Source organism: Undibacterium sp. Ji50W (assembly GCF_049340445.1).
Taxonomy (GTDB): Bacteria; Pseudomonadota; Gammaproteobacteria; order Burkholderiales; family Burkholderiaceae_D; genus Undibacterium.
Window position 1 is genome coordinate 121,102 of record NZ_JBMPOX010000011.1, and the last position, 14,453, is coordinate 135,554.

13 protein-coding genes are annotated in these 14,453 nt (G+C 50.4%); 12 read left to right on the plus strand and 1 reads right to left on the minus strand.

Features of this window, described 5'->3' with window-relative positions:
- Positions 1-9 precede the first annotated feature (9 nt).
- The 12 genes from ACO0K9_RS16610 (at position 10) to maiA (ending at position 10,219) form a co-directional block, all read left to right on the plus strand.
- Positions 10-996, plus strand: coding sequence for a 2Fe-2S iron-sulfur cluster-binding protein (locus ACO0K9_RS16610; protein WP_422986872.1), 987 nt, complete (start codon positions 10-12; stop codon positions 994-996).
- Between the two features lie 11 nt (positions 997-1,007).
- Positions 1,008-2,060, plus strand: coding sequence for a gentisate 1,2-dioxygenase (gene gtdA, locus ACO0K9_RS16615; RefSeq protein ID WP_422986874.1), 1,053 nt, complete (start codon positions 1,008-1,010; stop codon positions 2,058-2,060).
- Between the two features lie 23 nt (positions 2,061-2,083).
- On the plus strand, positions 2,084-2,794 hold the full coding sequence (locus ACO0K9_RS16620; RefSeq protein WP_422986876.1) for a fumarylacetoacetate hydrolase family protein: 711 nt from the start codon (positions 2,084-2,086) through the stop codon (positions 2,792-2,794).
- Between the two features lie 21 nt (positions 2,795-2,815).
- On the plus strand, positions 2,816-4,078 hold the full coding sequence (locus ACO0K9_RS16625) for an aromatic ring-hydroxylating dioxygenase subunit alpha (protein WP_422986878.1): 1,263 nt from the start codon (positions 2,816-2,818) through the stop codon (positions 4,076-4,078).
- A 1-nt stretch (position 4,079) separates the two neighbouring features.
- Positions 4,080-4,553, plus strand: a complete 474-nt coding sequence (locus tag ACO0K9_RS16630; RefSeq protein ID WP_422986880.1) for an aromatic-ring-hydroxylating dioxygenase subunit beta — start codon at positions 4,080-4,082, stop codon at positions 4,551-4,553.
- A gap of 7 nt (positions 4,554-4,560) precedes the next feature.
- Complete coding sequence (locus ACO0K9_RS16635) at positions 4,561-4,872, plus strand: non-heme iron oxygenase ferredoxin subunit (protein WP_422986882.1); 312 nt, start codon at positions 4,561-4,563, stop codon at positions 4,870-4,872.
- Positions 4,873-4,936: 64 nt separating this feature from the next.
- The gene (locus ACO0K9_RS16640) at positions 4,937-6,133 is read left to right on the plus strand and encodes an ABC transporter substrate-binding protein (RefSeq protein WP_422986884.1); all 1,197 of its coding nucleotides are present in this window, start codon (positions 4,937-4,939) and stop codon (positions 6,131-6,133) included.
- Complete coding sequence (locus ACO0K9_RS16645; protein ID WP_422986887.1) at positions 6,134-7,057, plus strand: branched-chain amino acid ABC transporter permease; 924 nt, start codon at positions 6,134-6,136, stop codon at positions 7,055-7,057.
- On the plus strand, positions 7,057-8,082 hold the full coding sequence (locus ACO0K9_RS16650) for a branched-chain amino acid ABC transporter permease (protein ID WP_422986889.1): 1,026 nt from the start codon (positions 7,057-7,059) through the stop codon (positions 8,080-8,082). The genes ACO0K9_RS16645 and ACO0K9_RS16650 overlap by 1 nt, the downstream gene beginning before the upstream one ends.
- On the plus strand, positions 8,079-8,828 hold the full coding sequence (locus ACO0K9_RS16655; protein WP_422986891.1) for an ABC transporter ATP-binding protein: 750 nt from the start codon (positions 8,079-8,081) through the stop codon (positions 8,826-8,828). Before ACO0K9_RS16650 ends, ACO0K9_RS16655 begins: the two co-directional genes overlap by 4 nt.
- A gap of 11 nt (positions 8,829-8,839) precedes the next feature.
- Positions 8,840-9,556, plus strand: a complete 717-nt coding sequence (locus tag ACO0K9_RS16660) for an ABC transporter ATP-binding protein (protein WP_422986893.1) — start codon at positions 8,840-8,842, stop codon at positions 9,554-9,556.
- 6 nt (positions 9,557-9,562) lie between these two features.
- Positions 9,563-10,219 carry a maleylacetoacetate isomerase gene (gene maiA / locus ACO0K9_RS16665; RefSeq protein ID WP_422986895.1) on the plus strand — a complete coding sequence of 219 codons (657 nt, stop codon included), beginning with the start codon at positions 9,563-9,565 and terminating at the stop codon, positions 10,217-10,219.
- A 134-nt stretch (positions 10,220-10,353) separates the two neighbouring features.
- On the opposite strand, the gene purL is transcribed toward maiA, so the two are convergent.
- Positions 10,354-14,349, minus strand: coding sequence for a phosphoribosylformylglycinamidine synthase (gene purL / locus ACO0K9_RS16670; protein WP_422986897.1), 3,996 nt, complete (start codon positions 14,347-14,349; stop codon positions 10,354-10,356).
- Between the last annotated feature and the right edge of the window lie 104 nt (positions 14,350-14,453).

The window sequence follows — 14,453 nt, forward strand, 5'->3', positions numbered from 1 at the left end:
GGAGAAAAAATGGAACTCGTTGTGCAACCCCTGGGGCGTGCGCTCAGCGTACAGCCCGGAGAAAATTTGCTGGGGGTGCTGGAAGCGAACGATATTCCAATCTCTTATAGTTGCAAATCAGGGCGGTGTGGAACCTGTCGTTGCCGCATAGTGGAAGGCAAAGTACTCGAATCAGGCAGAGATGCCAAAATCACCAATCCTGACGACGATAATCACGTATTGGCATGCATGAGTGTGCTGACTGAAAATTGTGTGATCGAAATCCCGGAACCTGACGAGATCGTTCATCATCCTGCCAGAATAATTAAAGGGACCGTGGTTTCCCTGGAAAATCTGACTCACGACATTAAACGACTGGTCGTGAAATCCCCCAAGCAGCTCTCATTTTCACCGGGTCAATATGCGACGCTGCAGTTCACTGCTGAACATGTACGGCCCTACTCAATGGCATGTTTGCCAGATGATGAGCTACTCGAATTTCATATCCGCGCAGTACCACGTGGTCGTGTCACCGGATATGTCTTCAACGAACTCAGGGTCGGTGATGCAATTCGTATCTCGGGCCCCATGGGGACTGCATATTTACGCAAAAAATATACCGGCCCAATACTGTGCATAGCCGGCGGCACCGGGCTTGCGCCAGTACTGGCTATCATCCGCGGCGCCACCGCCGCTGGGCTCAATAATCCAATTCATTTGTACTTTGGTGTTCGTTCGTCAGCAGATATATACGGACTGGCATGGCTGGAATCCATTGCAACGCAGAACCCGAATTTACACGTGCACGTCATCGTCTCGACCAAGGAAAGCAATTCTACCTATCGCATAGGATTGGTGACAGATGCCGTTGAACAAGACTGGAAAGATTTAACAGGATGGCGTGCTTATCTTTGTGGTGCACCACCTATGGTTGATGCAGCGAAATTGATAGTGAAGAGAAAAGGTATTGCGAATGAACATGTGTATGCAGATGCATTTTATGCCAGTGCAAATTGAGTGAGCACACTATGAACAAAGAATTAGCCAACGATGTTCACGAAGAACGTCAAAGATATTACCAGCACATCAACGAATACAGCATGACGCCACTATGGGAAGTGCTAGGTCGCCTGGTTCCCAAAGAACCGGCACCTGTCGTCGCTGCCGCTTTATGGAAATACAGTGAAGTACGTGATCAGGTTCTGAGAGCAGGCACGCTTATTACTGCAGAAGAGGCAGAGCGCCGTGTGCTTATTCTGGAGAATCCTGCACTTCGCGGAAATTCATCGATCACACAAAGCTTGTATGCCGGCCTCCAACTGATTATGCCTGGAGAAGTGGCGCCCGCACATCGCCACACGCAGTCTGCCCTCAGGTTAGTGCTGGACGGCGAAGGCGCCTACACCGCGGTTGACGGAGAACGTAGCACCATGCGTCGGGGCGACTTCATCATTACGCCGTCCTGGACTTGGCATGATCATGGCAACCTCGGCAACGACCCGGTGATTTGGCTGGACGGGCTGGATATTCCGCTGGTCAGATTCTTCGATGCGGGTTTTTCTGAACATAGCGAGGAACGATCTCAGCAGGTCAGTCGACAAGAAGGAGACGCATTGGCACGTTATGGCAGCAACATGTTGCCAGTCGATTTTTACCAGGTGTCGAATCAAGCCACCAAGGTTTTTGCGTATCCGTTTGTCCAAACGCGCTTATCGCTGCTGACCGTGTCCCAAGGGGAAATTGACCGGCATCACGGACACAAGCTGCGTTTTGTGAATCCCGCTACCGGTGCGTCGCCGATGCCAACGATTGCTGCTTTCGCACAATACCTGCCACGAAATTTTGAGAGCTATCCGTATCGCTGCACGGATGCGACCGTCTACGTCTGTCTGGAAGGTGAAGGAACAGCGACGATAGATAACAAGCTATTTCATTTCTCGCAGAACGATGTCTTCGTCGTCCCTTCCTGGCACAGGCTCAGTCTGCGTGCCGCCAGCAACTGCATCCTGTTCAGTTACTCCGACCGGCCTGTTCAGCAGGCAATGGGGCTTTGGCGCGAAGAGCGAATTCAAAATAACTAAGCAATAACCAACCGGAGAAGAAAATGAAATATGTCGTAGCTACTGCCCCCACATACAGTCTGGAAGTGGCTGACACCAGCGATGAATTTCCCGTGAATCGCATTTTTTGTGTCGGACGAAACTATGCTGCCCATGCACGCGAAATGGGGAAAGACCCAGAACGTGATCCGCCATTTTTCTTCATGAAACCAGCATGCGCTGCAGTCAAGGTGGGGAACACAGAATCAAGTATTCCCTACCCAGGGATGACCAACAATTTTCATCATGAAATTGAGATGGTGGTAGCGATTGGGCGTGGGGGATACGCTATCCCAAAAGAAGCTGCGCTACAGCATGTATATGGTTACGCAGTTGGCCTGGATATGACGCGCCGCGATCTGCAATTGGATGCGCGTGACAAAGGGCGCCCTTGGGAATTTGGAAAATCCTTTTCAGGGTCGGCACCGATCGGCCCTATTCACCGCATAGAAGAGGTGGGCCACATCACATCCGCCGCAATTAGCTTGACTGTCAATGGCGTGACCAGGCAATCCTCCGACGTCAAGGAATTGATTTGGTCGGTCGCGGAAAGTATTGCCTATCTTTCGCAGTTCGAAGTATTGGAACCTGGCGACATCATCATGACTGGGACGCCAGAAGGTGTCAATGCCGTCGTGGCGGGTGATCTGATGGTCGGCGCAATAGATGGTCTTGGCGCAATTGCGGTGCGCGTAGCTGCCTCGCAAGTGCCATGAATTCCACAAAGGGAGCGAGACATGCCTGATTCAGAAACTATTTTTCAAAGCAATCCGAAATGGGATGGCGACGGATCTAGCCGAATCCCATTCTGGGCCTACACCGACGAATCCATCTACAAGAAAGAGCTGGAACGTTTTTTCTATAGCAAGCATTGGTGTTACGTCGGCCTGGAAGCCGAAATCCCCAATCATGGTGATTTTAAACGCACCGTTGTCGGTGAACGATCTGTTGTCATGACCCGTGACGCCGATGGTGCCATTCGTGTTATCGAAAATGTTTGCGCGCACCGGGGCATGCAATTTTGCCGGGCGCGCCACGGTAATAAAAAAGAACTGGTATGCCCCTATCATCAGTGGAGCTACAAACTCAACGGCGACCTGCAGGGAGTTCCATTTCGTCGTGGCGTCAAGCAGGATGGAAAAATTAACGGCGGTATGCCAGTCAGCTTTAAAACCGAGGATAACGGTTTGACGAAGTTAAAGGTCGCTACCCGTGGCGGGGTGGTGTTTGCCTCTTTCGACCTAGATATAGAACCTTTGGAAGAGTTTCTTGGGCCGCAAATGTTGACGTATTTTGATCGCCTGTTCAATGGCCGCCAGCTCAAGATACTTGGTTATAACCGTCAACGCATACCGGGCAACTGGAAGCTGATGCAAGAAAATATCAAGGACCCCTACCATCCTGGTTTGCTGCACACCTGGTTCGTCACCTATGGCCTTTGGCGTGCAGACAACAAATCGCAGCTTCGCATGGATGATCATTTCCGCCATGCAGCGATGATCTCGACCCGTGGCACAGGTAGCACAGCAGCCGAAGTCACTGCGGGTGTGAGTAGCTTTAAAGAAAACATGCAAATCAACGACAAACGTCTGCTTGACATTGTCCAGGAAGATTGGTGGAAGGGTCCGACCGCTGTGATGATGACCGTGTTTCCAAGTGTCATTTTCCAACAGCAGGTCAATAGCGTATCCACTCGCCACATTCAACCTAATGGTAGCGGTTCATTTGACTTTATCTGGACCCACTTTGGCTTTGAAGACGATAGCGAAGAAATGACAGAACGTCGTTTGATTCAGGCAAACCTGTTTGGCCCGGCAGGCTTCGTATCAGCAGATGACGGTGAAGTCATCGAGTTTTCACAATGCGGGTTCGAGCAAAAACCGAATCATCGCACGCTGGCCGAACTGGATGGCATACACATCCAGGATACGGAGCATATGGTCACAGAAACACTGATACGCGGAATGTACAACTATTGGCGGAAAGTGATGGAGCGTTAACATGATTGATCCAAAAACATATGTCGACCTGATCCAATTGTATGCGGATTACGCAGCGGTGCTCAGTAATGCAGAATGGAAAAAATGGCCGGATTTTTTCACTGAAACCTGTATTTACATGATCCAGCCGCGCGAGAATTTTGAGCGCAACTTCCCGCTTGCCACACTCTCATTCATCAGCAAGAAAATGCTGCTGGATCGTGTCTATGGCATTGAAGAAACTCTATTTCATGACCCCTATTATCAACGCAATATAACTGGCCTTCCCTTAGTCAAGAGCGTGGAGGCCGGGCTGATTGTGTCAGAAGCGAACTATACCGTGTTCAGAACCAAGCTTAACCAGGAAACCACCGTGTTCAATGCCGGTCGCTACCTGGATAAAGTACGCCTGACCCCTGAAGGAATGAAGTTCGAGTCAAAGCTGTGTATTTATGACTCAGAAATGATTCCGAATTCACTTATTTATCCGATTTGAGGTTCCCATGAGTCAAAACTGGATCGAGGCAATTGCTGCCGATGATGTCCCCCAAGATGATGTGGTTGGCGTTGCCGTGGAAGGAAGGGACCTGGCTATTTATAGCTTTAACGGAAACGTCTACGCGACTGACAACATATGCACCCACGGACATGCGCGCTTGTGCGACGGCTTTTTGGAAGGACACGAAATTGAATGCCCGCTGCATCAGGGAAAATTCGATATCCGCAATGGCAAGGCAATGTGTTCCCCTCTCACACAAGACCTTCGTACCTACCCTGTGAAGATTGAAGCCGGAAAGGTTTTCATAGAAATGTAAATAGCCGTATCACTCAACGCTTGCTTTTCAATGACAGGCAAGCACCAAAAAATCAGGAGACAAAATGAAAGCCTTTAAAAAAATAAGTTCTGCCATAGCTACTTTTGCATGCACTTTAGCTTTCACATCAGCTTTCACTTCAGCAGCACAGGCTGCCAATGACATCAAGATTGGTTTTTCGGCACCGCTATCGGGCAGTCAGGCGATGGTGGGACAAGACCAACTGGACGGATTCAATCTGGCAATTGAGCAATATGGCGGCCGTTTCGGTGGCCGTACCGTGAGCTTGTTTAAAGAAGATGATCAACTGAAACCAGAAATAGGGGCGCAGATAATTCGTAAGTTTATCGAAAAAGACAAGGTAGACGCCATTGTCGGTCTGGGTTTTTCTAACGTTTTCATGGCTGGATTCAAGACTATCGTCGATTCAGGAGTGGTAGCCATCGGCACAAACGCTGGCCCTTCCCCAGTCGCTGGAGCCTCATGTGCCGCCAACGTGTTTTCTGTGGCCTGGCAAAACGACAGTACTGCAGAAGCGGTCGGTCAATATGTCAAATCCAAGGGCTATAAAAAAGTATTCCTCCTGGCACCCAACTATCAGGCAGGCAAGGACATGCTGACTGGATTCAAGCGCTTGTATAAAGCTACGGTCGCGGATGAACTCTATACGCAAGTTGGCCAAACCGACTACTCTGCCGAAATCGCTCAAATTCAGTCTGCAAAGCCAGATGCCGTGTTTGTTTTCTATCCGGGTGGGATGGGCGTCAATTTCGTCAAACAATTTAGCCAGGCTGGCTTATTGGGTACTGTACCGATGTTCTCTGTCTTCACCATAGACGGTACAACCATGCCGGCATTGAGAGATTTTGCCGTTGGAAGCACCTTTGGTGCCATGTGGGACGCGGCGCTGGACAACGATGAAAACAAGAAATTTGTCGCAGCGTTCCAGGCAAAGTACAAGCGCATTCCAAGTGAATACGCTGCAACTGGATTTGATGCAGCACGCATTATAAATCTGGCAGTAGAAAAACTAGGCGGCAACACCTCAGACAAGAAAGCTTTTTCAGAGGCAGTGAGAGCTGCTGGTAAAGAATTCAAATCGGTAAGGGGGCCTTTTCAGTTCAATAACAATAACTTCCCTATTCAGAACTACTACATATTCGAAGTCGTTAAAACTGCAGGCCGGATTGAAGTGAAACAAAGTAGCGTTGCGCTAAAAGAGCATTCCGACGCCTACAGCAATCAATGTCCGAGGAAGTAAATGGATATCTTAATGCAGGTATTCCCTCAGGTACTCAATGGTATTCAATACGGCGTGCTCCTGTTCTTGCTTGCAGCCGGCCTGACATTGGTATTTGGGATCATGAACTTTGTCAATTTGGCGCATGGCTCGCTGTATATGCTGGGGGCCTATTTTTCCGCTCTCGGTTTTGAATACGGAGGATCATTCGCCTGGGCAGTGCTGGCGGCCATCATCGGTTGCGCAGCAGTTGGATTGATATTGGAACGCATCGTCATCACCCGCCTTTATAGCCGGGATCACCTGGATCACGTATTGGCGACTTTTGGCCTGGTGCTTTTTTTTAACGAGCTGGTACGCATCCTATTTGGTTCTCAGCCTTACTTTTTACCTGTCCCTGCATTTCTCGAAGGAACAGTGAATCTTTTTGGCATCACTTACCCGGCCTACCGTTTTTCTATTATTGCCGTTGGTATCGTGGTTGCTGTTGGGGCACAGTGGCTCATGCAAGGAACGCGATTGGGAATGCTCATTCGTGCTGGCACAAGCAACCCTGCCATGGTTGGTGCACTGGGAGTCAATATTAAATTGCTCAACACCCTCTTGTTCTGCATAGGCGCTGTGCTGGCCGGATTGGCAGGAGTGATGGCTGGACCGATACTGTCGATTCAATCAGGAATGGGGGAATCCGTGTTGATCAGCACACTAGTCGTGATCGTGATCGGTGGCATTGGATCAATACGCGGCGCACTGTATGCGTCCATCATCGTAGGTGTTGCAGATACGCTGGGACGTGCTTTTTTGCCGCTGTTATTCCGTTCTGTCATGGATAGAGAAGTGGCGACAGCAGCCGGGCCCGCCGTCGCTTCCATGCTGGTCTATATCTTGATGGCACTTGTATTGGCCGTCAAACCGCAGGGCCTTTTTCCAACGGGGAGACGGTAATGTTGAGAAAAGACATGTTTCACAAAGCTGCTTTTTTTCTGCCCATGTCCATATTGGCCATGCTTGGCTTAGTGCCACTCGTAGCAGGAATGCTTGAACAGCCATTTTATGTATCACTGTTTGCCCGTATAGTGATTTACGCACTGGCTGCGATGGCCTTAAATCTTTCATTGGGCTATGCAGGGCTGGTCAGCTTTGGTCATGCCCTTTTCTTTGGCGTTGGTGCCTATTGCGTTGCCATACCAGCTTTTTATGGCATTGATTCTGGATGGATGCAATTGGGCATATGTATAGTGGCATGTGCTGTTCTTGGTGGCATTACCGGCCTCATCAGCCTTCGCACTACAGGTATCGCTTTCATCATGATCACGCTTGCCTTTGCTCAAATGGGATATTTCGTCTTTGTAAGCCTGAAAAATTATGGTGGAGACGACGGCATGACGATCTCTAATCCATCAAAATTTTTCAGTGTGAGCTTAGGTGACCTGAACACACTTTATTATGTTGCGTTTTTCTTGCTGTGCATTGTCACCTGGTTTATGTGGCGACTTCATTCGTCGTTGTTTGGAATGGTGTTGCGCGGTGCGAAACAGAATACCCGTCGCATTAATGCATCAGGGTTTCCGGCAAAAAAATATCAGCTTGTTGCCTATGTGATTTCTTCGATTATCTGTGGCATAGCAGGACTGCTTTTTGCAAACCTGAATGCATTTGCATCTCCCAGCACGCTAGCCTGGTCTGTGTCTGGAGATTTAATTGTCATGGTGGTTCTGGGCGGGATAGGTTCAGTTGCCGGACCATTTATTGGCGCATTTGTGTTCTTGGGACTTGAAGAAATACTAAAGGCATACTTCGAGCATTGGATGGTCGTTTTTGGCCCCATCATTGTCTTGATTGCTTTGCTCGGCAAATCCGGGATTGTTGGCTGGTTGAACAGTATCGATCACCGGCTTACACGTCTGCGCAATCAGTATCGTGTGATGAAAAATAGTAGGCCTGTCCCTGCTGAGGAGAAGTCAGCATGACGACCAGTCTACTGAGTACCCGCTCCCTGACAAAACGCTATGGTGGTTTGCTCGTTACCGACAACGTCACCATTGATATTCAACCGGGTGAACTACACGCAATCATTGGTCCAAATGGTGCCGGCAAAACTACCCTCATCAATCAATTATCAGGGGAATTATCCCCCGACATGGGGCAGGTATATTTTCAAGGACAAGATGTAACACCCCTGGGGATAGAAAGCCGGGCTCACCTGGGTTTGCTTCGCTCGTATCAGATAACTTCTATCTTTGAGTCATTCACTGTCCGCGAGAATGTGGTGTTATCTGCAGCCGGAGCAAAAAGAAATGCATTTTCTTTTTTAAAACCTATGCTTGAACATCGGGATATGACCCATGTAGCAGACCGTGTTATTGAAGACATAGGCTTGGTAGCCAGCCAAAACATGCTGGCAGGTGAATTGGCATATGGAGAGCGACGACAACTGGAACTCGCAATGGCGATGGCCGCAGAACCCAGGTTCCTGTTACTGGATGAGCCTATGGCGGGAATGAGTTCGCAAGAATCTGCTGTGGTAGTCACATTACTCAAGCGACTCAAAGGTAAATATGGAATCCTGCTGATTGAGCATGACATGGACGCGGTATTTGCCCTGGCAGATCGTATCAGCGTGCTGGTATATGGTCGCATCATGTTTTGTGGAACACCTGATGAAATTCGCAATCACCCGGAGGTGAAAGCTATTTATCTCGGTGAAGAAGAATAAGGATTGATCATATGGACCAGTTGCTTAAAATTGAACATGTCGTTGCTTCCTATGGACATGCCCAGGCCCTGTTTGGCGTCGATCTGGATGTCAGGGAAGGAGAAGTGATCACCCTGCTTGGACGAAATGGTATGGGTAGATCGACGACGATCAAATGTCTTTTCGGATTATTACCGGTGCAAAAGGGGAATATATGCTTTGCAGGAACGGACCTTCAATCAAGTGCCCCGCATGTAATCGCACGTCTTGGCCTAGGGCTAGTGCCTGAAGGGCGCCAGATATTTCCTAACCTGTCCGTGGAAGAGAATTTAATCGCCACGGCCAGGGCATCGAAAAAAAATGCCCTCTCCTCCCCCTGGACATTAGGCCGTGTTTACCAATTCTTTCCAAGATTAAAAGAAAGACGCACTAACCAGGGATGGCAACTGTCTGGCGGAGAACAGCAAATGCTGGCTATCGGCAGGGCACTGATGACCAATCCGCGGCTTCTCGTATTAGACGAAGCGACGGAGGGGCTATCCCCCTTAATCAGGCAAGAGATATGGGCAGCACTGAAAGTATTAAAAAGTGAAGGCCTGTCACAGATCGTGATTGACAAGAACATCAAATCTCTTTTGACGCTAGCTGATCGTCACTTTGTCATGGAAAAAGGGAAAATTGTCTGGTCTGGCACTTCGGCAAAACTTTCAAATGAACCTGACATCATCCATCGCTACCTTGGAGTGTGAATAATCATGTCCACCGAACGTATGCTCTACAATTATTTTCGTAGTTCTTCTTCATATCGGGTTCGTATCGCATTGAACCTGAAATCGCTTCCCTTCGCGTATCTTGCGGTGCATTTGAATCGACATGGCGGCGAACAGTTTTCGCATGATTTTCAGGCCCTGAATCCACAACAACTGGTTCCGCTACTGCTTGAAAACGGACACAGGATCAGCCAGTCTCTGGCTATCATTGAATATCTCGAAGAAACCTATCCAGAACATCCCCTATTACCACCAGCGCCCGAGGATAGGGCTTATGTACGGCAGATAGCAAACACCATTGCATGTGAAATGCATCCGCTGAATAATCTGCGTGTGTTGAAGTATTTAACTGAAGAACTCAAACTGACTGACGCAGCAAAGAAAAACTGGGTTCATCACTGGAATGAACTGGGCTTGCAGGCTCTTGAGAAAACTATCCTGGATTCGCCCAAGAGAGGGCAATTTGTCTTTGGCAATACGCCGACGATTGCTGACTGTTGCCTCGTCCCACAATTATTCAACGCACAGCGTTTTGATGTTGATCTCACCCCCTACCCGACCTTGCGAGCCATCGCGACAGCGTGCGGGAAACTAAAGGCATTTGAATTGGCGCATCCTGGCATGCAGCCAGACTCGGAGTAATGTCACCCCGGGTTGATAGAACGAACAAAGATGCGCTAGCCTGTTTTCAGGCACGCCATATCTTGAATCTGCTGACTCAGGATATGGCATATCAATGACACTTCCGATGAAGCTGTGCTTGCTTGAAAACGCTATCAGCCCACCCACACACGCGCGTTACGGAACATGCGCATCCATGGGGAATCTTCACCCCAGCCATCTGGATGCCAAGAATGCAGGACCGAGCGGAATACGCGCTCTGCATGCGGCATCAATACCGTAAAGCGTCCATCTTCATTGGTGACCGAGGTAATCCCAAGAGGTGAACCATTTGGGTTGTAGGGGTAAGCTTCCGTCGCCTGACCAGCATTATTGACAAAGCGCATGGCAACCTGTGCCTTGGCAATATCGCCCGTCGTAGAGAAGTCAGCAAAGCCTTCGCCATGGGCAATGGCGATAGGCGTTTGCGTGCCGGCCATACCCTGGAAGAAAATGGATGCAGAGTCAGCCACTTCCACCATGGCAAACCGGCCTTCGAACTGCTCTGACTTGTTCTTGGTGAATTTAGGCCAGGCCTGTGCACCAGGGATGATGGATTTCAGATTACTCATCATCTGGCAACCATTGCAGATACCCAGGCCAAACGTATCATCGCGGTGGAAGAATTGCGAAAACTGTTCAGACATCATGGCATTGAACAAAATGGTTTTTGCCCAGCCCTCACCTGCCCCCAGCACGTCACCGTAAGAGAAGCCACCGACAGCGATCAAGCCCTTGAAATCGGCCAATTTTGCGCGGCCGGCGATCAGGTCACTCATGTGTACGTCCACCGCTTCAAAACCGGACTTATGCATGACATAGGCAGTTTCGATATGTGAATTCACGCCCTGCTCACGCAGGATGGCGACCTTGGGACGCACGCCCGTGGCAATGAATGGCGCGGCCACATCTTGTTGCGGGTCGAAACTCAGCTTGGGTTGCATGCCGGGATCATTCGCATCAATGATGCGTGCATATTCGGCATCTGCTCCGGCTGGGTTATCGCGCAGGCGGGCGATTTGCCAGCTGGTTTTGCTCCACAATTGGTGCAACGTGGTTCTTGGCTGCGAATAAATTTGCTTGGCGTCACGGGTAAATTCGATGATGCCGCCATTGTTTGGCTTGCCGATGATATGGCTGCAGGCACCCAGATTAAAACTACGCAAGACATCCATGACTTCTGAGCGCTGTTCAGTGCGGACCTGTATCACGGCACCCAACTCTTCATTGAACAAGGCGCGCAGTGTCATGTCATTGCGACGCTCAGACACCTGGCTGGCCCAGTTCTTGGCATCGCCCTGGTCTGCTGCATGCTCACTATCCATGGTCAGGATGTCGAGATTGACAGACAACCCAGCACGACCTGCAAAGGCCATTTCACACAGGCTGGCATACAGACCACCATCAGAGCGGTCATGATAAGCCAGCAATTTATCTTCGCGATTCAATTGCTGAATAGCGGCAAAGAAGGCTTTGAGGTCTTCTGCACTATCGACATCCGGCGCGTCGTTGCCGAGTTGCTGCATGACTTGCGCGAAGCAGGAAGCCCCCAGGCGATTCTTGCCACGGCCGAGATCGATCAGGATCAGGCTGGTATCGCCCTGATCCAGGCGTATCTGCGGTGTCAGCGACTTGCGCACGTCGTACACCGGTGAGAAGGCAGAAATAATCAGCGATACCGGTGACGTCACGGCCTTGCTTTGCCCTTCATCCTTCCAGGTAGTACGCATGGACAAAGAATCTTTACCTACCGGGATACTGATACCCAGCGCCGGGCACAATTCCATGCCGACGGCTTTTACCGTATCAAACAGGGCGGCATCCTGGCCGGGCTGGCCACAGGCGGCCATCCAGTTGGCCGACAGTTTGATATCCGACATATCCCTGATCGGTGCGGCAGCGATATTGGTGATGGCTTCACCGACAGCCATACGGCCCGATGCAGCAGCATCAATCACAGCCAGCGGTGTACGTTCGCCCATGGACATGGCTTCACCCAGATAGCCTTCCAGGCTCATGGTAGTCACGGCGCAATCTGCCACTGGCACTTGCCATGGGCCGACCATCTGGTCACGCACCGAGGTAGCACCAACCGTGCGGTCACCAATGGTGATCAGGAAGGATTTATCAGCAACCGTAGGCAGACTCAGGACACGCTCTGCGGCGACTTGCAAAGCGATGCCTGTCAAATCAATTTTCGGGAAATCATTGCTGACGTGGGTGACATCCCTGTGCATTTTTGGTGGCTTGCCCAGCAAGACATTCATGGGCATATCGACTGGCGAAGTATCGTTTTGCGGGTCGATGACGCGCAATTGACGCTCTTCTGTCGCTGTACCAACAACAGCAAACGGGCACCGCTCACGTTCACAAAAATGAAGGAACAAGTCCAGGCTTTCTGGGGCAATGCCGAGGACATAACGCTCTTGCGATTCATTGCTCCAGATTTCTTTCGGGGCCATGCCGCTTTCTTCCAGCGGCACCTTGCGCAAATCAAACAGGGCACCACGCTTGGCGTCATTGGTGATTTCCGGGAAGGCATTCGACAAACCACCGGCACCGACGTCATGGATGGACAAAACAGGATTGTCATCACCCAACTGCCAGCATGAATTGATGACTTCTTGCGCACGGCGTTCCATTTCAGGGTTGCCACGCTGGACAGAATCAAAATCCAGATCTGCCGTATTGGTGCCGGTTGCCATCGAAGACGCTGCACTACCGCCCATGCCTATGCGCATGCCCGGGCCACCCAGTTGTATCAGCAGGCTGCCTACCGGCAGATCATTCTTTTTGGTGTGTTTGTCCGAGATATTGCCTATACCACCGGCAATCATGATGGGCTTGTGATAGCCATATACCGTGCCGCCGACATTTTGTTCGAAGGTACGGAAATAACCACCCAGAACAGGGCGACCAAATTCATTATTGAACGCCGCGCCACCCAAAGGGCCTTCTATCATGATCTGCAGCGGCGAGGCGATACGGTCTGGCTTGCCATAGGTGTCGGCACTGGCTTTTGCAGTCAGGCTATCACCGGTGTTTTCCCAGGCCTGGCGTGCGCCTGGCAACATCAGATTCGAAACAGTGAAGCCAGTCAGGCCAGCTTTTGGCCTGGCACCACGACCAGTGGCACCTTCATCACGAATTTCGCCACCAGCGCCGGTAGAAGCACCCGGGAACGGGGAAATAGCGGTTGGATGATTATGGGTTTCCACCTTCATCAGAGTATGCGTCAGTTCTTCTGTGACCTGATATACCTGGTCTTTACCGGATGGGAAGAAACGATTGACGACCGCACCTTCCATGATGGAAGAATTATCGCTGTAGGCAACGATGGTGCCTTTAGGTTGCAGTTCGTGGGTATTCTTGATCATCTGGAACAGGGATTTGTCCTGTTTCTGACCATCAATCGTCCAGTCTGCATTGAAAATCTTGTGACGGCAATGTTCGCTGTTTGCCTGGGCAAACATCATCAGTTCAACGTCCGTAGGATTACGTTTGGCTGCGGTAAAGGCATCCACCAGGTAATCAATCTCGTCATCTGACAAGGCCAGGCCGAGTTCGCTATTGGCATGCAACAGGGCAGCCTTGCCACCTTGCAGCACGTCGACATGTTCCAGCTCTTTGGCGACCAGTTCAGAGAACAGTGCCTGCGCCTGCTGTGCATCAGCCAGCACCATTTCTGTCATGCGGTCGTGCAAGAGTGCTGCTACCTGTTCACGGCGGCCATCAGCAAGCTTTTTGGCACCGCCCAGCAAACCCGTCTTTACCTGCACATAGTAAATAATGCCGCGTTCCAGACGGTGGATATGCGTCATGCCGCAATTGTGGACGATGTCCGTCGCCTTGCTGGCCCATGGAGAAATCGTGCCAAAGCGCGGGATCACGACAAATACATCCCCTTCACTGCTGGCGGCAAATGCATCGCCGTACACCAGGAGAGCGTTCAGGCGATCAGCGTCTTCCTTGACCAGTTCAGATGCCGTATCGACAAAATGCACATAGCGTCCACTGACGCCGACAATATTGGCATCGACAGCTTGCAAACGAGAGAGAAGACCGGAGGTACGAAAAGCAGACAGGGCGTTGGAGCCTGGCAATATCAACATGGTGAGCGAGGTAGTTGAGGCAATGTACACAAAAGCTGCGATGTACATATGCTGGTTGGATCAGAAAGCGAGATTATACCTTGATGCCCAAGCCGACTCCAAAC